Origin of the sequence: Trinickia sp., assembly GCF_035492435.1 — a bacterium.
GTDB lineage: Bacteria > Pseudomonadota > Gammaproteobacteria > Burkholderiales > Burkholderiaceae > Trinickia.
Genome location: NZ_DATJJF010000200.1, coordinates 1 through 20,322, shown reverse-complemented (window position 1 = coordinate 20,322; position 20,322 = coordinate 1). Strand labels below are relative to the sequence as shown.

At 61.5% G+C, this 20,322-nt stretch carries 15 protein-coding genes; 7 read left to right on the top strand and 8 right to left on the bottom strand.

The annotated features are described in order from the left end of the window. Nucleotides 1–529: 529 nt before the first annotated feature. The 4 genes from VL598_RS14225 (at nt 530) to VL598_RS14210 (ending at nt 4,619) form a co-directional block, all read left to right on the top strand. Nucleotides 530–1,285 (top strand): IclR family transcriptional regulator, encoded by a 756-nt coding sequence (locus tag VL598_RS14225; RefSeq protein ID WP_325327369.1) that lies wholly within the window; start codon nt 530–532, stop codon nt 1,283–1,285. Between the two features lie 327 nt (nt 1,286–1,612). Beyond that, nucleotides 1,613–2,569: a helix-turn-helix domain-containing protein gene (locus tag VL598_RS14220; protein ID WP_325327368.1), complete on the top strand. Its 957-nt coding sequence runs from the start codon at nt 1,613–1,615 to the stop codon at nt 2,567–2,569. 158 nt (nt 2,570–2,727) lie between these two features. Then, nucleotides 2,728–4,167, top strand: a complete 1,440-nt coding sequence (locus VL598_RS14215) for an APC family permease (RefSeq protein ID WP_325327367.1) — start codon at nt 2,728–2,730, stop codon at nt 4,165–4,167. 62 nt (nt 4,168–4,229) lie between these two features. Further along, nucleotides 4,230–4,619, top strand: coding sequence for a hypothetical protein (locus VL598_RS14210; RefSeq protein ID WP_325327366.1), 390 nt, complete (start codon nt 4,230–4,232; stop codon nt 4,617–4,619). Nucleotides 4,620–4,684: 65 nt separating this feature from the next. Here the strand turns inward: VL598_RS14210 and VL598_RS14205 are convergent, their stop codons facing one another. The 8 genes from VL598_RS14205 to VL598_RS14170 form a co-directional block, all read right to left on the bottom strand. After that, nucleotides 4,685–6,223 (bottom strand): methyl-accepting chemotaxis protein, encoded by a 1,539-nt coding sequence (locus VL598_RS14205; protein WP_325327365.1) that lies wholly within the window; start codon nt 6,221–6,223, stop codon nt 4,685–4,687. A gap of 57 nt (nt 6,224–6,280) precedes the next feature. Next, on the bottom strand, nt 6,281–7,732 hold the full coding sequence (locus VL598_RS14200) for an APC family permease (protein WP_325327364.1): 1,452 nt from the start codon (nt 7,730–7,732) through the stop codon (nt 6,281–6,283). A gap of 39 nt (nt 7,733–7,771) precedes the next feature. Further along, the gene (locus tag VL598_RS14195) at nt 7,772–8,149 is read right to left on the bottom strand and encodes a DUF4440 domain-containing protein (protein ID WP_325327363.1); all 378 of its coding nucleotides are present in this window, start codon (nt 8,147–8,149) and stop codon (nt 7,772–7,774) included. A 57-nt stretch (nt 8,150–8,206) separates the two neighbouring features. Then, the gene (locus VL598_RS14190; RefSeq protein WP_325327362.1) at nt 8,207–9,610 is read right to left on the bottom strand and encodes a flavin monoamine oxidase family protein; all 1,404 of its coding nucleotides are present in this window, start codon (nt 9,608–9,610) and stop codon (nt 8,207–8,209) included. A gap of 92 nt (nt 9,611–9,702) precedes the next feature. Continuing rightward, entirely contained in the window at nt 9,703–10,671 is a 969-nt protein-coding gene (locus tag VL598_RS14185) for a WD40/YVTN/BNR-like repeat-containing protein (protein ID WP_325327361.1), read from the bottom strand. A 29-nt stretch (nt 10,672–10,700) separates the two neighbouring features. Continuing rightward, entirely contained in the window at nt 10,701–13,061 is a 2,361-nt protein-coding gene (locus VL598_RS14180) for an efflux RND transporter permease subunit (RefSeq protein ID WP_325327360.1), read from the bottom strand. A 60-nt stretch (nt 13,062–13,121) separates the two neighbouring features. After that, entirely contained in the window at nt 13,122–14,957 is a 1,836-nt protein-coding gene (locus VL598_RS14175) for a DUF1302 domain-containing protein (RefSeq protein ID WP_325327359.1), read from the bottom strand. A 63-nt stretch (nt 14,958–15,020) separates the two neighbouring features. Beyond that, nucleotides 15,021–16,382, bottom strand: coding sequence for a DUF1329 domain-containing protein (locus VL598_RS14170; protein WP_325327358.1), 1,362 nt, complete (start codon nt 16,380–16,382; stop codon nt 15,021–15,023). Nucleotides 16,383–16,853: 471 nt separating this feature from the next. On the opposite strand from VL598_RS14170, the gene VL598_RS14165 reads away from it, so the two are divergent. The 3 genes from VL598_RS14165 to VL598_RS14155 form a co-directional block, all read left to right on the top strand. After that, on the top strand, nt 16,854–18,299 hold the full coding sequence (locus VL598_RS14165; RefSeq protein WP_325327370.1) for an aldehyde dehydrogenase family protein: 1,446 nt from the start codon (nt 16,854–16,856) through the stop codon (nt 18,297–18,299). 51 nt (nt 18,300–18,350) lie between these two features. Beyond that, entirely contained in the window at nt 18,351–19,694 is a 1,344-nt protein-coding gene (locus VL598_RS14160) for an aspartate aminotransferase family protein (protein ID WP_325327357.1), read from the top strand. A 92-nt stretch (nt 19,695–19,786) separates the two neighbouring features. After that, nucleotides 19,787–20,322: cytochrome b (locus VL598_RS14155; RefSeq protein WP_325327356.1), on the top strand; the 536-nt coding region annotated here is incomplete at its 3' end.

Genomic DNA, 20,322 nt, shown 5'->3' with positions numbered 1-20,322 from the left:
ACGGCCCGGATTCCCGGTACGGCATCCAGCGCGGCGACGAGCGGCATCTCCGTCGTACCAGGATTGGCAAAGCAAATCTCGGCGCCCGCGGCGCGCGCCGCAAGCAGCAGACGCTCGGCGCCGCTCGTGGCAGCTTCGGCGCTCTTCGTTTCCGGGGCGGGGGAATAGGTAGTTTCCAATCGGCTTGTCCTGAGGGAGAGGCAAAGCGGCAGATCCGCGCCGCGATCGATGGGAAGTCATGCTAATCCCGTATTTCGAGATTGTCAATTCAACTAATCGAAGCTTTTTCGTCGTATGCCTACGGATCAATCTCCGATTTCGGGATTTCTACCTATACCGAAGGGGCAGCAGGAGACGCAACTGCCGGGCGCTCTGCCGCGTGGATCAGGCTTTCCGGGCAGGCTCGGCGCAGGCGTCCCCAATGGCGGGACTTTGCTCAACGCCAGCAACGAGGCATCATTCGAGTCGGCGCCTACCCGGCCGTGTACCCACCGCAGATACAAGCGATAACGATAGAGATAGAAACGCTATGTCGAGCCTCACCCGCATGTTGTCGATCCTTGATCTCTTCTCTTCGACCGCCATGTCGATGACGGCGGAATCCATCGCCGAGCGCATGGGCTTCACCCGCACCACGTGCTATCGGTACGTGAAAGAACTCACCGAAGCGGGATTGCTGAACAACGCGAACGGCGTCTACTCGCTGGGCGCGCGGATCATCAACCTCGATCGCAAAATGCGAGAATCGGACCCGCTCCTTCAGGCGGGCATCTATGAGCTGAAGAAGCTTGTGAGGAGCACAGGGGGCGAAGGGCTCATCTCGACGATGTATGACGAGCAGATCGTCAACATCCACCATGAGAGCGGCCCGGAGCGGCTCAATCTCGGATTTGGCCGGGGCCAGGTGATGCCGCTCATGCGCGGCGCCTCGTCGAAGGTCATCATCGCCACGATGAGCCGAGCGCGGCTCAAGCGCCTATTCGAGCGACACATGCTGGCTGAAGATCCGGCCCTCACGGAAGACTGGCCTACCCTCTGGCGGTACTGTCAGCAAATCACCCAACAGGGCTATTGGGTCTCGCACGAAGAGCTGCATAAAGGACACGTGGGCATCTCCGCACCCATCCCGTCGGACGACAGCGGCGAAGCCACGTCGAGCATAACGCTGGTTTTTCGGCGCGAGCACTATGCGCTCTTCAATGAGTCGGCGCTGGGCAGCGCGCTGGCGGGAGCGGCGCGGGCGGTCGGCCGCAAGGCTTATCCGGGGGCGCCCGCGGCGCGCTGAGGCCCGCATCCATCGAGCGAGACGACGTCCGCTAGCTGCCGGGCGTGGCAGGCGCTCGATGAAAACACCTAGCGACAAAACATTGACCATCCCTTTTTTCGGGATTAGTGTTCTTGTGTCCCGCGCATCTTTGCGGAATCAAACTCGCAAATCCCCAAATACGGTATTCGCGGATGCAGTTTCTTCTGACGAATGCCCGGGATGTTCAAGGTCAGATGCAATGAGCCACAACCGGACGTTCAGCCGAATCGCCTGGTCCGGCGCGAGCCCGCGGGCTCGACGATCGGCGCTGCCAACTCCTCGTACACTCGACCTCGAGAACCGACAGTGAAACCGACTTCGGCGTTACGGGCCGAAACGCGGCGTTTTTCCGATGTGTACCTTCACTCGCAAGCGATCGCGAATTGGACGCAGCGTTACGAGCAGATCAGCCCGGGATCGGCGAGCACGACGCTGCGTCAAATCTCGGGCCGGCACTTTCACGTCTTTCACGAGCAATTGAACCAACGCGTCCTGCAGGAGGGCCGCGCGCCGCACAATCAACTGTGCTTCGCCCTGCCGGTCGTTCATGCCGTCGCGCCCTTCGTACAGGGCCGCGCCGTCAGTTTGCCCAGCCTATTGACGCTGCGCGGCGGCGAGGAGTTCGTGGTCCATTTGCCTTGCGACACCGACGTCATCGCGTTTACGATCGACCGAGCGGTCACCGACGACCCCGAGCATGCGGCGCTTTCCCAGTTGCCCGAACGCATCCTCGCGCAACCGGTGCTCCCGGTGTCGCCGCCGCGCTATCGAGCGGCCGTCCACGATCTTCAAGATGTGCTCCACATGGCTTTGGACGACGAATCGCTCGTCAACCGCGAGGCATTCGACGAGAAGTTGCTCGCTCACAGCGTGATCGGGATCGTGTCGAGTCTCGTTCAATCGGATGACGAGGGAAGCCCGACGCTGCCGCATATGTCGACACAGAGCTACATCGTTCGCAAGAGCCAAGAGATCGCGCTCGACAGCGACGACGATGTGTTGACCGTCCTAGACCTCTGCCATCGCTTGAAGATCAGTCGCAGGACGCTGCAATACAGCTTTCAGAACGTCGCGGGCACGACGCCTACCGCGTATCTCCGATCGATCCGATTGAATGCCGTCCGCCGATTCTTGATGACGACCCCGCCCAGCGTTCGTATCGGCGACGTCGCCGCGCAGTTCGGCTTCTGCCATTTCGGACGCTTTTCCTCCTACTATCAGCAACACTTCCACGAACTGCCGTCGCAGACCCCGCGCGCATGACAAGCGGCGGCTCATCGAGCAAGCCGCTCCCGGGTAAGCCCTAACTCGGACGCAGACACGGATTGCCGATAGCGGACAACATCCGGAATTTGGCCGCCGTACAGTAGTCCCGCCGCGATCGCCGAGACTCGAGCGCGATCCGATTTCCAGGGTGACCTATGAACGAAATTTCCAGCCAGCCCCATGAGGGGCTCAGCAAGAACGCTGTCGGACTGCCTCAAATCGTCTTCTTCGTCGTGGCTGCTGCCGCGCCGCTCACCGCCATGGTAGGCGCGACACCCGCCGCCTTTTCCTTGGGCAACGGAGCGGGCGTACCGGGCGCCTTCGTGCTGGCCGGCGTGATGTACCTGATCTTCAGCATGGGTTACGCGGCCATGAGCCGGCATATCTCGAACGCCGGCGCGTTCTATGCGTACATCGCCAACGGGCTCGGCGCGCCCCTGGGCGTCGGCGGCGCCTTCGTCGCAATCGCCGCCTACAACGCGGTGCAGATCGCGATCTACAGCATGTTCGGCTTCTTCCTCAACAACGGCATTGCGCAGCACTACGGGATCGACATCCCCTGGTGGGCTTTCGCGCTCGCCTGCATCGCCATCGTCCACTTCTGCGGCGCACGGCACATCGAGTTCAGCGGCCGGCTGCTCGGGACGCTGATGATATGCGAGATCGCCATCGTCACCCTGCTCGATCTCGCGATCGTCGTGAAAGGCGGCGGGCCCGGCGGATTCAGTGCGAAGCCGTTCAGCCCCGCAGCCGTCTTTAGCCCCGGATTGGGCACCGCCCTCGTCTTCGTTCTGGGCTCCTATATGGGATTCGAAGCCACGGCCATCTTTTCGGAGGAAGCGCGCAATCCCAAAGTCACCATCCCGCGCGCCACCTACTTGGCCGTGATCCTCATCATGGCGTTCTATGCGTTCTCCGCGTGGGCCATTGTCGAAGCATGGGGCGAGCATCAGATCGTTGCGCAGGCGACGAAGGACCCCGCCAACCTCTGGTTCGCGATGAGCGACAAGCTGCTCGGCAGGGTCGCCACCGATGCGATGAACGTCCTGCTCGTGACGAGCCTTTTCGCTGCGATTCTTTCGTTCCACAACACCATCACGCGGTACTTCTATGCAATGGGCCGGGAAGGCGTGCTTTGGAGCAAACTCGGCCACACGTGCCCCACCTATCAGTGTCCGGACGTGGCGGGCAAGATGCAAACGCTCATTGCTCTCGTGATCGTCATCGGCTCCGCCCTGCTGCGCCTCGACCCGTTCGCCATCGTCTTCTCTTGGATGAGCGCGCTCGCGACGATCGGCATCATCGCCGTGCAGATGCTCGTGGCTGCGTCGGTCATCGTGTTTTTTGCCCGCGATCATCGCGACGCCGGGCTCATGCATCGGCTCATCGCCCCGGCTGTCAGCGTCATCGCACTGGGTGCCTGCCTCGTGCTCGTGATTCGCAATTTGTCGGTTTTGAGCGGCTCCGATTCGAAGCTCGTCGCGCTGTTTCCGTACTTCCTGCTCGCGATCGGCGCATCGGGCGTGTGCGCCGCGTATCGATTGAGAAGAAAGGATCCTGGGCTCTATGCAGGCTTAGGGCGGGCCATTCAATAGTGATCGAGCATCTCGCCACCGCTCGTTCGGCGTCCCGTCATTGCGAACCGATGTCTCGGCCTATGTCTGTCGAAACTACGCCCATGCTGTTGTACGCCGTCGCGGCGATTCGGGTCGAACCAACCGGCGAAGCCGGATGGTTCGAGCGCTGCGACGATGCTCATGCCGCGATCATTTCAATTTCCGAGGACGTTCTCGACATCGTTCTGCGGCTCCCGCACGTGTGGAATGTGGTGGAGAACGCTCGATTCTGCGGACTTCACGACAACGTGGACGTGATGGAGGGCGACGAGCGATTCGCCAACGGGCCCGATGGAAGCGTCTTCGCGATCGTCGGCTGCGACGGGTTGCACCGTTACGCCGCGCTGATGCAAGTCAATGCGGCCGAATCGGTATTTTGCGAGCAGCGCCTCTTCACATCGTGTACCGTATTCGAGCACTGCTTGATCTGATAGATGACCACGCGCTGTTGCGGCGGGCGGGGCCTCTCGGCGCCGGGATTTCCCGCCGGCGAATACTAGGCTTCGATCGCGAACGTGCCGACAGCGTGACGCAGAAGCTCGACCTGCTGTTCCAGCGACTTCGCCGCGGCAGCTGCCTGCTCGACGAGCGCCACATTGCTGCGCGTCACATCGTCGATCTGCGAAATGGCTTGGTTCACCTGCGCGATGCCTGAACTTTGCTCGGCGGCGGCGCCTTCGATCTCGGCCATGATTCCCGTCATATGCTCGACGGCTCCCCTCGCTTCGCTCATCGCCCCGCCCGCCAGCTGAACGAACGACGTGCCTTGCTCCACGTGCGAAGCCGCCTCGTCGATCAACCCTTTGATGTCCTTCGCAGCCGTTGCAGACCGCTGCGCGAGATAGCGCACTTCGGTGGCGACCACCGCGAAGCCGCGGCCCTGCTCGCCCGCGCGCGCCGCCTCCACCGCCGCATTCAGCGCCAGAATGTTGGTCTGAAACGCGATGCCCTCAATCATTCCCGTAATCTCCTTGACCTTGCGCGACGATTCGGTCACGCGGTCCATCACGGAAATTGCCTGCTCGATGACCTGGCCGCCGCGGACGACTATCTGCAGCGCACCTTGCGCTAGCCGATTTGCCTCCTTGGCGCTGTCCTCGTTCCGGCTGACTGCTGACGACAGTTGTTCGACGTTATCCACCGTGACCTCCAGCGCGGCGGCCTGCTGCGACGTCCGGCGCGACAGGTCGACGTTGCCGGAAGCGATTTCTTTCGCGCCGCAAGCGATTTCGTCGCTGCTGCCGCGCACCTTCGCCACGGTATCGACCAGGCTCGCACGCATTTTCCCTAGCGCCCGAAGCAACTGCCCCATCTCGCCGTGAGAGCTTCCGATGACACCCATGGTGAGATCGCCCGACGCGATGCGCTCGAAATGCACGATCGTCTGATTGACAGGACGGATTACCGCGGCGGATAGGCTTGCGCGCGCGATCATCCCGACGACGATGGAAAGTGCGCCGATCGCGGCGAACATGAAGGTCGCTAAGCGGAAACGCTCGCCGACCGTTCCGGTTTTGCGCAAGGCGTCCTCGTTTTGCAGGGCCTCGAGTGCGTCGATGGCCTTGGCATACACACCATAGGATGCGCCCGCGGTCCGCCCCTCGATATCGCGGAACGCATTGACGTCGCCGCCATCGAGCGCCGCGAACTCCGGCTCGATCGCCTTTGTCACCAGCTCCGCGCGCGCATGCACGACGGCTTGAGCGAGTGCGCGCTCGGCGTCGGTCTGAAACGGGCCGCCGGCATAGGCTTCAAAGTTCTTGTTGGACTCGGCCAGCAGGTTGCGTGCGTCGGTTAGCAATGTCTCGCTCTGCTGGCCTACGCTGAACAGTGTTTCGTAGCTCCCGAGCGCCAATCTCACTTTCAGCAGCTTTTCGGAACTGCTCTTGAGCGTCGCGATGCGTTGTGAGGTTTGCTCGATGCCGAGCAAACCATCGCGCGCGAACTTCGAAACGCCATAGCCGATCGCAATCACCATCAGAATAAGGACGACGAATGCGCCGATCGTCCAAGTCAACCCCGTGCGGATACTCATATTTGTTCTCGGTCAGTCGACCGCCTGCTCTGATTGTGTATTCACCGTTTACCGCCCTCAACGCAGACGCACTAGATCCGACAGTTGCGCATACCGCTTCGGCGAGCGACGACGAAGATCGACTGCATATGACGAGGCCAACACGCCGGCCAACAAAACGCTCAGGGCCATGGCATAACTCAGCCCAGCGGATAAGCCCGATAGGAGTTCGACATGAACGATCATTTCCCAGAGGAAAAACAACAAGAGGATGGCGCTGAAGGCCGGGGCGACCAGGGCTCGCCAGAGCGAGACGCCGGTGCGGTTGCGCCGAAAGAACACCACCACCGCGATCGCGGCGAGCGCTTGGCAAGCGAGGACGCCAACGGCGGACGGGACGCTCGCCCAAGGCAATACCTGGAGCATGGGATTGAGCCCCGCCTTGGCGCAAAGCAAGATCAAGCTCACCGAGATGACCATCGTTGCCGCTGAGGCGACGTGCGGAGATTGATGCCGCAGGTGCGTACGTGACAATGCGCGCCAGACGAGACCTCGAACCGCCAACGCGTGCCAATACCTCGCCACCACGTTCGTGAAACTTAGCACGGCCGCAAAAAGACTGGTCATGACGAGCACGGAACCGATCTTCGCGGCCGTATGCCCGGCTAACACCGAGAACATCGAAAGCCACATCCCTCCTGGATCGTTGGCCGCCACGCCGACCGCGTCCGCCATGCCGAAGTGGTTCAGCATGAGCCAGATCGATCCCGCATAGAGCACCCCTATGAATGCAATGGAGACGTACATGGCGAGCGGCACCGAGCGCTGCGCCTCGCGCGCCTCTTGGGAGTATATGGCGGCGGTTTCGAAGCCCATGAAGGATGCCACCACGAAGATCAAGGACGGCCCGAAGCCCTGCGTGAAGACCGCGCGCGGAGCGAACGGCAGCAACGACAGCGGGTGTTGGCCGTGGCTCGCACGCAGCAGTTCGAGCAGATCGGCCGCGAGAATCACGCCGACCTCCGAAAGCATGAGAATCAGCAACAATCGGCCGCTAAACTCGATGCCGCGCACACAGAACAAATGGGCCGCGACGGCAGCGGCGCCTGCGCAAACCCACCAAGGTACGCCAACGCCGAACGAAGAGAACCCCACGCTCACGAAGTGCCCGAGCATCGCGTAGCAGGCTAGCAGCATGGTGACGTACGATAAGACCGCAATGCAAGCGCCTCCCACGCCCGGAATCGTACCCAATCCCTTAGTGATGTACGCATAGAACGCCCCGCCATTCTCCACATAAGGGCTCATCGCGCAAAAGCCGACGGCAAAGAGCAAATACACCACGCAGACGATGACGTACGAGCCGGGCAACCCAATGCCGTTGCCAAGCGTAATGCTGGCCGGAACGCCGCCGCCCATGGAGGTCAACGGGCCGTTCGTCGTGATCACCATTAAAAAGATGCTGAACCAGCCGATGGTGTCGCGCTTGAGGCCCGTGTGTCGGTTCGGTTCGGTAGATGATTCCGGCATAGGTTTCTCCTCGGAATTCGGTCAAGGATGGATATCCGGTCAAGCTTCGTCGAAAGCGCCGAGCCCGTACATGTCGGCCGCGATAACCCAGGCCTCGCCGCGCTTGCGCCAAGCCGTCAACGAACGGAATTTGATCGCTTCTCCGGGTTCGCCTTCCGCCGGCGGTGACGACCACTCGAGCCAAGTGACGGCCGAGTCATCGCCAAGCTTGGTGGTTCGCACAGCCCGAATCGATAGATACGGCGTTACCTGCAGCATTTCCGTCAGAGCGGACACCAAGTCGCAGCCAACGGTGATGCCCGCCGCCCCCTCTCCCGAGACCGCCGCCTCCTGCGCAAACATTTCTTCGTAAACCGCTTGCGCGTCTCCGTTCCGGCATAGGGTCTGCAATGTTTCGATCGCATCGTTCAGATTCATGGGGATTCCTTTGAATAACGGTTAGGATTGCGTGCTCGGGCACGCTGTAGGGGCCGCTCAGCGGGGCGAGCGAAGAAACGAGAGGACGTGGCGGGCGCCGCGGATTCCGTCTTCGATCGCGCCGTCGATAAATCCTCGCCATCCGCTAGCCCAGTCGGTATTGGCGAAGAAGAGGGGCGGCATGGGGGTCTGCAATTCCGGTAGCACGCGCGAAGTCTGCCGAGGGGCGAACCACGTCCATCCCCCCTTGGCGTAGGGGTCCTGGGTCCAGTCGTGAGCAAATACCTCCTCGACGACTATCTCCGGTAGAAACTTGCGCAGTTCGGCCTCGATCTGACGGATGTCGCCGAGCTTGATGCCATCATCCGGACCAAAACCCACGAGCACGGATTTCCCGTCCACCTCTCTATCAGCCACGACCATCGTCAGTGGGTTAGGAAATGGCGCGAACCCCACCCAAGCGCCAACGCTCCGATCGACGCGGGCAATGAATTTTGTGCCGGCGCAAACATGGCGTTCCTGATGCGCGGCGGCACGCGCCGGCGACAACGCGGGACCAAAATCGATATCGCCGAGTACATTCAAGGGCACGGCCACGACGACGCTCTTACACTTGATCTCCATCGTCTTCGTTCGAACGCGAGCCATACCGTCAACCACATCGATGCGGGAGACGGGCTCGTCGAGCGCGAGACGGGCGTTCGAGTCCTTCAGCAATGCCAAGGCCAAAGCGGACGTACCTTCCGCGATCTTGTAACGCCCCAGTCGCTTCAGCAGCGAATCGGCCGTGTACTCGCCGAGCGCCCACCAACGCAGTTGGTCGTGAAATCCGCCTCTGGCGGGATCGGTTGCGGCGTTCATGGTCAAAAACGACAGCAGCAGATCGCGCTGACGGCCTTGTAAAGGCATCGCCGCGAGGCGATCGGCCAAGCTGAGTTCGTCCGAGCGCGACAGCAGCTCGATCGACGCCGCATGAGGGTTGGCAAAAACCACTCGGCACTGTGACCCGTCGATATCGCAGTAAGCGGCAAGCGCTTGCTCGATCTCCTTACCGATCGATTCCGCCGTATCCGTGCTGAGGCCCTCGGACGTCAGCACGCTCATGGTGTCCGGTGTGCCGCTCAACGACTCGGCGATGGTCAGGCCATATCGGTGAAGCTCATTCCAAACATACGGTTGCCCCCAATGAATCCACGTCCCTCCGATTTCGTATTTCTGACCGCCTTGCTCAGCCACGAACGTGCGTCCGCCAATTCGATCACGCGCCTCGACGATGGCCACCCGCAACCCCCTCGTTCCCAATTCGCGCGCGGCGGTAAGCCCCGCGAATCCCGCGCCGACTACCACGACGTCGTACTCTTCGTCCGGTAACTGCGCTTTTTCGAGGGCTCCGGGCGAGGTCAAGCCGGGAGTCGCAGCGCGTCCGCGCGCGACGCTGAGTCCGTCTGATGTTTTGCTCATAGCAAGAAGAGATCCTTCCAATTAAATACGCATTCTTGAGGCACCCGTGACGCGTTCCACAGACGCTCGCCCGTCGAACTCACTGAGGCCGATCACTCCGGCTTTAGAATGCCGTCCTTCGACAGCAGAATCTCGCGGCCAGACCGAGAGACCACGAGCCCGGTCAGCGCCGCTCTATCGGGCCTTTGATGGGCCGTGAATCGGTCGGCGGCACTCGTGCCTTTGATGACGAAACCGTCCAAGCCGACACCCTGCACGCGGTCGCCCTTCGTCACGAGACTCGTGATCGAGCCCGTCGAGGCGGAATCGATCGCCTCCCACGTGTCGCCGCCGTCCCTGCTGCGATAGAGATGGCCCAGCAAGCCGCCCACGAAGACGGCGCCGTCGGCGCTTGACGCGCCCGTCCACAGGCTGCCTTTGTTGCCCGTCTGCCGGTATTCCCAACTCGCGCCACCATCCCGCGAGCGCAGCACCAGGCCTTGTTCCGCTGCAATAAACAGCGTGCCCGAGCGATCCGCGAAAATGTGGAACAGATTGCGATCCGCCTTGCTCGCGCCCGGCGGAGGCGGCAGCTTCGCCACTGTCCATGTATGGCCGCCGTCTTCGGTCTCGAGCATCAAGGACCACAAGCCGACTGCCCACCCGTGGCGAGCGTCCTTGAAGTAAACCGAAAAGAGCGGCTGGTCGATCGACGTGTCCGATCGCTGCAGCGTCCACGTCTCGCCACCATCGGCGGTAGCCAATATCACCCCCCATTGACCCACCGCCCAACCGTGTTCGGCATCGGCAAAATAGACCGCAGTAAGCGTCGACGATGCCGGCACATGCTTGGCCTGCCGATAGCTGACGCCATCGTCGGACAACAGCACGATGCCGTGCTCGCCAACCGCTACGATGCGGCCACCGGCGTGCGCGACATCGAGCAGCATGGCGTGGGTCGGATCGGACCATGCGTGGGCAGGCTCGATCTTCAGAGGTGTCGATGCGCTACCGGCCGTCTGGGCTCCAGCGAACCCGCAAAAACAGGCGAGCGCGGCGCCTAGGAGAAGTTTTTTAATCATGGTGAACCCTCGGATATCGAGACCGTCACTCAGTGGGTCAGCAGGCCCGGCGCGCGCACGGGCTTGCGGCGCGGGAACCAACGCTCCAGCAAGACGGCAATGGCGGGCAGCGCCGTCATCGCCATCACGAGATTGACGATGAACATGAAGGCGAGCAGCTTGCCCATGTCGGCCTGAAACTTCAGTGCCGAAAAGCTCCAGGTCGCCACACCGATCGCGAGCGTGATTGCGGTAAAGATCGTGGCCACTCCCACTTCGAGCATGGCGTGCTCCACCGCTTTCACGATCGGCTGGCCGCTCGCCATGTGCAATTGCAGCCGGTTATAGATGTAGAACGCGTAATCCACGCCGATCCCCACCGCGAGCACCATCACGGGCAATGTCGCCACGGTTAGCCCGATCTGCAGTTCCTTCATGAACCAATACCCGATGAAGGTCGCCACCGTCAGGGGAGCGCAACACGCGATCATCGCGCGCACATCGCGATAAGCGAAAAACACGAGCGCGAGAATCGCCGCATAGACGTAGAGCATCATCGGCAGCTCACTGCGCGCGACTTCGTCGTTGATCGCGGCGAGCACACCCGCGTTGCCCGCGGCGAGCCGAATCGACAGACCATGGTAGGGATGCGTCGCGCGATACTGCTTGACGTCGCCGAGAATCCGATTCAGCGTCGTGGCCTTATGATCGGTGAGGAACAGATGAACCGCCGTCATGCTGCAGTCCTTGTTCATAAACCCTTTCACGCGGCCGATCTCGGCGGTCAATCCGGCGTAGTTCCCGGCATCGATCGGCACGACGTTCATCTTCGGATTGCCTTCGTTGTAGCCCTCGTTGTACGTGCGCAGCATGCCGGGGTATGACTGGACGGAGACCACCCCCGGTTCGCTTCGCATCGTCGAGACGAATTCGTCCTCGGCAATTCCGATCGACGGGTTGTCGCACGCCGCGCCTTTCGCCTCGAACACGATGGTCAGCCAATCGAGGCCGACGTCGTAGTTGCCGGCAATCGACACCGCATCGCGATTGAAGCGCGCATCGGCGCGCAGCTCGGGCGCGCCGGGCTGCAACGTACCGATGACACGATCCCGACTCTGCCACGCGGCCAACGCGAAGACAGCTGCCGTGATAGCGACGACGACATAGGCGTTGCGTGGATGCGCTACCCGAGCCAAACCGCGCAGCCACACAGAGCGGCGTTCGCGCTTCATGAGCGCGCGATCGGCATACGCCTTGGTGAAATTGAAGCAGGACGCGGCGACTGGCAGCATCACCAAGTTCGTGAGGATCTTGTAGGCAACGCCGAGCGATGCCGTGATCGCAAGTTCGCGCACCATCGGAATCGGAATCGACAACAACGTCATGAACGAGACGAACGCCGTAATCAGCGCGAGCGTCCCGGGCACCAGCAACCCGCTGAAACTTCGGCGCGCGGCCTCCATCGAGCTATAGCCGTGCGAAAGCTCCCGCACGATGTAGTTGACTTGCTGCACCCCATGCGACACGCCGATGGCAAAGACGAGAAACGGTACGAGCACCGCTAACGGATCGAGCCCGAATCCCAGCAGTTTCAGCGTGCCGAACTGCCAAACGAGCGACGTCAGCGAACAGACGATTGGAAGCACTGTGAAGCGCACCGAGTGGCTGTACCAATACACCGCGAACGCCGTCAGGACGAGCGCGATGAGGCAGAAGCCGAGCACGGCGCTGGCGCCGTCCGCAATGTCGCCGATCTGCTTGGCAAAGCCGATGATTTGGATTTCATAGCCGGCGTCTTCGAACGGCTTGCGAATCTTCTGCTCCAGCAAGCGATTGAATGCGACGTAGTCGAGCACCTTCCCCGCCCTGTCGCGCTCGTTGAGTTCGGCCGTGATCATCGCACTGTCTTCGCGATGCGAGACGAGCGTGCCGATATAATTTCCGTCGACAGTGGACTGTCGAATCTGCGCGACGATCGCCGGTGTCAGCTGTTTCGGCGTCACGGTGCCGTCGATGATGGGGCTCGCGCGAAAGCCGTCTTCCGTGATCTCGTTGACAAAGGCATTGGGCGTCCACAGCGACTCGACGCCCCCGCGATCGACGTTCGGCAGAAACGTGACCGCCTGCGTCACTTGATAGAGCCGGGTCAGCCCCTGCGGCGTCCAAATGTTTCCGTTCCGAGCGCGCACGACCACCGTGATGCGATTCGCGCCGAATAGATCGTTGCGATACTTCTTGAACGTCTCGATGTACTCGTGCCCGATCGGCATTTGCTTCTCGAAGCCCGCCTCCATTCGTAACCGCACCGCGAATACCGCCATCACAGCTGTGAAGACAACGATCGCCCACAGCACGATCGCGCGGTGACCGAAGATGAGTTTCTCGAGGCGGGTGACGAATCGAGTAAGCACGGAGCCATCCTTCAAAAGTATCGGCGCGCGGGCTCGCGCGCCGTTTCCGCCATCGCGGCGTCAAAAGTTGCGTGTCGCGAACATCCCGACGAAGTTGCGGTCGGCATAGGGCTGACCCACGCCGCCATGACCGCCGAAAAACGCCGTATAGTTGATGCCGGCTTGCCAGGTGGCCGGGTTCTGGTTGAACAACACATAGAGGTTCACCGATTTCGCGCCTTGGAGGTAATTGCCGGTGAACGTGGGCGTGTAACCGTACAGCGCATCGGTGAAGGTCACGCCGGGCGTCATCTGCCAACCCGGTATCACGCTACCGTCATAGGTCCAGTTGAAATCGACGGTTGCCCCGACCGAACTGGACGTCCCCGCTGCCGCCGTGATCGGATACCCCAGGCTCGATCCGTTATTCAACCAGGTGAAGTACCCCGCCGCCGGAGCCTGATGCACGGGCCGGCCGTCGATCGTGCGTGTGACGCCGCTCGAGCTAAGACCGGGGTAGTAAATCCAGGTCAATTCCGCCGTGAGTACCGCTTGGTCTGCGTGAATGAGCTTCAGGAATGGGTACTCGCTCCGCGTCAGGCTAAGCTGCCCATTGATGTCGTACTGAAACTTCTTCATGTCCATCCACTGCTGGCAATTGATGCCGGACACGCCGTTCGTATTCAGATCGAGCGGCCCGTTCGGCGCAAAGCAGCCGGACAGCGCAACGGCATCATGCGGACGGTACGAAAGCTCGGTACCGATGGCCCAATCGCCGAGCCCGAAGTTCGCACTTACGCCGAACAACTGCCGGTTCTGCAGATACGAAAACTGTCCGGTGCCGTTAGCTAGGCCTGAGAGAACCGGCGACTTGTCCGTATAGTTCTCATAGTAAAAGCCTAAATTGACGTCTAGCGCTTTCGGCCTGTAGTTGAACTTAATACCGAATTGCGGTTTGTATTCGTTCGGGAGAACGGTATTGACCAATATGCCCACGGAGTTATACGGCGGGCCGGCATACTGTCCATTCAGCAATCCCGTATTGATGCCCGCCAGTGTGGCCGCATTACCGCTGTTCGCTCCGGCGATGGTGCCCGCGTCGACACCGGCCGCGTTCCCGTTCGTGGTGCTCGCGGTACCTGCGACGGCGCCGCGCCCGAAGCTGTTGCCGACGGACCAGTAAGTGCCCACAGGCGGGTAGCGATTCCCGTTCCACTGGAACTGGTAGTAGGCCTCGGTACTCAATCCGCGCGTCAGACCCGCGGCAAAACTCAGTATCGGCGCAGGCAAGAGTGCCTGCTTCAGCTGCGTTCCCGGGATGAGAAGCTTTTGAATGTCGACGGAGTTCGTCTGGTTGATCCCGCCGGACGCGAAATAGCTCTCGCCCCAGTTGAGCACCTGATTGCCCAGTCGCACGTGAGCCTCGCGCCCGTTGAGCGCGAAGTCCTTCTCACCCCAAAGATCGAGCAACTGCACCGGGTATTTGACTTGCGCCCGCGCAGCGCTCGACAGCGGCGTTCTCGCAGTGTCCCCGACCAAGAAGTCGTACATCGCGGTGCCGCGGATCATGAACTTGTAGCCTTCGCTCGGCATCGTCAGCAGCAACTCGCTCGTTGCGCTGATGTATGAGCTGAAGGGCTGCCCTTTTTTATAGTTCAGATCGCCGTTATCGCTGGAGCCCCACTGGTTGACATTGGCCGCGGCGCCGCAGCCGTACGAGTTGGGGTCGCCCGTGAGCGAACAGCTCGGGTTCTTGGTGCGAATGCCGGCGCCTGCCGTTAAATTCGTCACCCACGAGCCATGCAAATCACCGAGTCCGGTCGTAAAGTCGTAACCATACGAATTGGCCGAAACGGCACCCATGCCCAGCCCCATCAGCGCAGCGGATACCGATGCGCGAACCGCTTTTGTATTCATGGATTTTCCTCTAGTCGTCGTGGCCCGTCGATCGTCGCGGATCGCGCGGGCCCGCACCGCATATCAGCGTTCGCTGATGGCGCTGAGATTCTGGGGCGTGTAGTAATCCGGTCGGAACGTCGGCGCGCTGGAGGACTCGAAATATTGGACGTCCTGTCCGGCGCCGACGATGTTTTGATCCGCCACGTAACGGCTGGTGGTTAAGTTGTATTGCGAGAACGGTTCGACGTCGCAGGTGCCGCCCAACTCCCAAATCGGAATCGGATAGCTTTCCTTCGTCTTCCAGAGCTTTCCTTGCGCGTCGTAATCCTCACCCGCCAACGCCAGATAGGTGTCCTCGTCGAGGTAGAGCACCTTCTTCTGCGAGATGTGCCGCATATTCGGCTTGAGCGTCGCCTCCACCACGTAGACCCGATGCAATTCGTAGCGGCGCGCCGACGGATCGATCTGATCGGGCTTGAATACCTCGCCGATCTTTTTGTTGAAGTCGTACATCGCGAAATCGTTGTACGGGACGTAGATTTCCTTTTTCCCTACCAGCTTCCAATCGAAGCGGTCGATGCTGCCGTTGAAGAGCCACGGCTCATCCACCGTATACTGGCTCTCGAAGCCGATCTGAGGCGCATCGTAGTTGTACGACGGCATCCGGCGCACGCGCCGTTGCCCCGGAAAGTAGTAGAAGACGGGGTTGTCGTCGCTCGCAAAATTGTCCGTCTGCACGAGCGCCTGGCCAGCGAGCGCCGCCGGCGTTTCATAGCCGACGTAGATCGAATACAACCCCTCGTCCGCGCCAAGCGAATTGGCGCCCTTCTTGCCCCATGGCGTGTACACCAACTGGCGGCCCGTCACGCCGATCCATTCGGAACTGCCCGGTCGCGGCGAAACCATCGTGTTGACCTTGTCCCATTTGATGCCTACGCCGCGATAGCGCGACAGATAGTTCCAAATCGCTTCTTGCCCCGTCTTCGCCGCCGGGAACGGAAGACCCGGGAGCGTTGCGCTCACGAGATGGTTTCCGCTTGCGTCCAGCTTCGCGGCGCCGACGTTCCTTTTGGTGTTTTCCTCAATCCACTCCGGATAACCGCAGTCGCGATGCGAAGGATAGACATCCATCCGATAGTTCTTGATCTGCTTGAACATCGCGAGTTGGCCGGGCGTCAGATTCGTCGCGTACTTGTCGACGTTCGCCCCCGTGATCGAGAACAGCGGCTTCTCCGATTTATACGGCGAATAATCCCCTCTCACTTTGCCCGGCGCCCACCCAGCGGGCGCGGACTGCACACCCGAATACGCGGGGATACGCCCATCCGCGCTTCCCGCCTTCTCGGCGCCGCTTATCGTCAGGACTCCTGACGATTGCGCCCAGGCCATCGTAATCGCAAGGGAACATGCGACCGCGAGGCCAGCCTTCAGTTGCAACTGCATGAGAGATCTCCCGTGACCGTGAACGTGCTGACAATCGCATTGGCGCGATCGCCACTGACTGACAGGCATCGGGAGCGCGTGCTTGCAGATGCAGACTCGCCTCGATGCGTTGCGCCCATTATTCCCAAAATAAAAGATTCGTCAACACGTTTTGCCTTTTGCGCGACCTAGGTGCTTTCTCTAATCCCTTATTCCGGAACTGACGAAATTTCGGCCAAGATCGCCGATACGCACGGGTGATCGGGCGATATGCACCAGCAGGTGACATCGACGCAGGGGGAGGAAGGCAGGACAGGCCTCGGGTATTCCCTATTCGACTGCCCACGCAGCGATTGCCAAAAGCGGACAAGCGCGGGCGCATCGCGGACATAAAGTAGCGACGAGAATGAGGCCACGTCCTTTGTCCATTGCCCACGCGTGGGCGAGACGTGGCGCGTCGACCCGACAGTCACCTTGAGGATCAAGAACGCAATGATGGAACTCGACAACTTAATCGGCGGCCGGCTCTGCAAGCCGGTCTCCGCGAGCTATTTCGACAAGCTCGCCCCTGCGACCGGCCAACGCTTGGCGCGGGTGCCGGCATCGAATCGCGAGGACGTCGATCGCGCAGTGAAGGCGGCCCACACGGCACTGCGCGAAGGCGCCTGGGCGAATGCGGGAGGCGCCGCGCGGGCGCGCTGGCTGCAGCGTCTAGCCGATCTGATCGAGCGCGACAGCGAGACGTTGCAAACGTTGCTTGCTAACGAGCAGGGACGGCCGCATATCGAAATGCGGATGATGGACGTGCCGATGAGCGTCGACGTGCTCCGCTATTTCGCGGGCTGGGCGGACAAGCTAGAGGGCCGCACGATCCCCACCGACGGTTTCATGGGCCGCACGACGCTGAACTACACGAAGCGCATGCCCGTGGGCGTGGCCGCGCAGATCATCCCGTGGAACGCACCGCTGATGATTGCGGTATGGAAGCTGGCGCCGGCGCTGGCCGCCGGTTGCACCGTCGTCATCAAACCCTCCGAAGACGCCCCCGTCGCAGTCGCTCGGCTCGGCGACCTGGCGCGCGAAGCCGGCATTCCGGATGGCGTGGTCAACATCGTCCACGGCGTGGGTTCCGAAGTCGGACCTGCGCTCGTCGCGCATCCTCTCGTCAGCAAAATCAGTTTCACCGGCAGCACCGATGTCGGGCGCGCCATCGCATGCGAAGCCGCAAAGAGCTTCAAACGCGTCACGCTCGAACTCGGGGGCAAAGCGGCGCAGATCGTCTTCGGCGACGCCGATCTGGATCAGGTCGTCCCGGCGCTGCTGCTCGGCATGTTCGTCAATCAAGGGCAGACCTGTGCGGCAGGCTCGCGAGTGCTCGTGCATCGCTCGCTGGCACAGGCCGTGGAAACGCGGCTTGCCGAAGCCGCCCGCGGCATGCGTGTCGGCCCGCCGTCGGACCCGTCGTCGCAGATGGGCGCACTGATCAATCAGCGTCATCTTGCACGCGTGCGCGCCCATGTCGACGGCGCTATCGCCGAAGGCGCGATCCGGCTGGCGGGCGACGAAGCCGTGCCGGAACACGGCTATTTCATGCGGCCGACGGTGCTCGGCGGCGTGCATCCGAGCATGCGGATCGCCAGCGAGGAAGTGTTCGGGCCTGTCGGCATGGTCATACCGTTCGACACCGAGGACGAAGCGATCCGCATCGCCAACGATACCTTGTATGGCTTGTCCGCCTCGTTGTGGACGCAAGACCTCGCTACCGCCCACCGCGTGGCCGACCGGCTCGAAGTCGGCGCCGTTGCAATCAACTGCTGGAGCCCGCTCGATGCGCGTCTGCCCTGGGGCGGTATCAAGCACAGCGGCATCGGACGAGATCTGTCTCGAGTGGCGCTCGAGTCCTATCTCGAGGAAAAAGTGATCACCGCCGCGCTGTAACGCGCATTGTTTAGCCGCAGCTCCTTTCAAGAACTTCGTGAGCGATACACCATGAACTATCAACAACGTCAAAAACGTTTCTGGCATCCGATGAGTTCGGCCGCCGCCGGCCACTCCACCCCGACCGTCGTGATCGCACAAGGCGATGGCAACTACGTCGTCGACGTCGAAGGCCACCGCATGCTCGACGGTGTCGGCGGATTGTGGAACGTCAACGTCGGCCACAACCGGCCGGAAGTGAAAGCCGCCATCGCGCGCCAGATGGACGTGCTTTCTTATTACCAAACGTTCGACGGCGTGGCGCATCCGCTGGTCTACGATCTCGCCGATCGCCTCTGCGCCATGTTCGAGCAAGAAGACATGCAGCGCGTCATGTTCGGCAGCGGCGGTTCAGATGCTTGCGAAACGGCGCTGAAAATGGCGCGTCAATATTGGGTTGCCGCGGGCGAGCCCTCGCGCACGAAATTTCTTTCGCTGCGCAACGGCTACCATGGCGTGCATATGGGGGGCACGTCGGTCGGCGGGAACGGCGTCTATCACTATAACCACGGCCCCCTTCTGCCCGGTTGCATTCTGCTCGATACGCCTTGGCTCTATCGCAATCCTTGGGACTGCGAGGATGCGGAGGAACTCGTCGCGCATTGCATCCGGCAATTGGAAGACACGATCGCATTGCACGGCCCGCAAACCATCGCCGCGTTCATCGCGGAACCGGTACAAGGCGCGGGTGGGCTCATCGTTCCGCCGGCCACCTATTGGCGCCGTGTCCGCGACGTCTGCGACAGGAACGGTATCTTGCTGATCGCCGACGAAGTGGTCACCGGGTTCGGCCGCACCGGCTGCATGCTCGGCAGCCGCGGCTGGGGCGTGGCGCCCGACATCCTGTGCTTGGCCAAGGGAATCTCCGCGGGCTATGTCCCGCTCGGCGCGACGATGTACAACCGGCGTATCGCCGAAGCGATCGAGCATGGCAGCGGTTTCTCGCACATGGTGATGCACGGCTATACATATAGCGGTCATCCGCTTGCGTGCGCGGCGTCGCTGGCCGTACTCGATATCGTCGAATCCGAGGATTTGCCCGGCAACGCAGGCCGTGTCGGCCAGCACTTGCTCGAGCAGCTGCAGCCGCTTAAGCAGCAATTCGAGACCGTTGGGGACGTGCGCGGGAAAGGCTTGATGCTGGCGCTCGATCTCGTGACGGACAAAGCGAGCCGAACCCCGCTCGATCCGATGGAAGGGTTCGCCGCGCGCGTGGCAGATGCGGCGCGTCGGCGCGGGGTGCTGGTGCGCGCCATCGCCAATAAAGTGGTGATGTCCCCGCCGCTCACGCTGAAGCTGGAAGAGGCGGACATGATGGCGCGGGCGCTGCGCGAAGCGCTGCACGAGTGCTGTTGACAGGTGTTTTTGCGTTAGGTACACACGGACGTTCGGGCGAGCGTTCGTGTGCCGCTCCCGGCACGCTCGATCGTTGAGGATGAGGCACCAAGATGGCAATCCATATCGCGCATGATGCGGCAGACAAATACCCGCTTGTCGTTCGCCTTCTCCACTGGGCAAGAGCGCTCTTGATCTTCGGCCAGCTTTGGATGGGCTGGACCATGGTGAGGTTGAGCGACGACCTCCCCGCCAAATTCGACTGGTACTACCCCACGCACAAGCAGTTCGGGATTCTGACGCTCCTGCTCGTTCTCGTTCAGCTCGCGATCCGCTCGCGCACGACGCTGCCGCCTCCACCGGCGGGCCTTGCCCACTGGGAAAGGAAGTGCGCCAAGGCGGCGCACTACCTGCTTTACGCCTTGGCCATCGTCGTGCCTTTGATGGGTTACTCGATGTCGAGCACGTTCACCCAAAGCGACGGCGTGCCATTTTTCTTCATGCGTCTGCCGGAGGTGTTGCCCAAGAACGATAACTGGTTCAAGGTGTTCCAGTGGATGCACAAGACGTTGGCGTATACGTTATTAGCGCTCGTCGTCTTTCATATCCTTGGCGCGCTGAAGCATCGCTTTCTCGACAAGGATCGGGA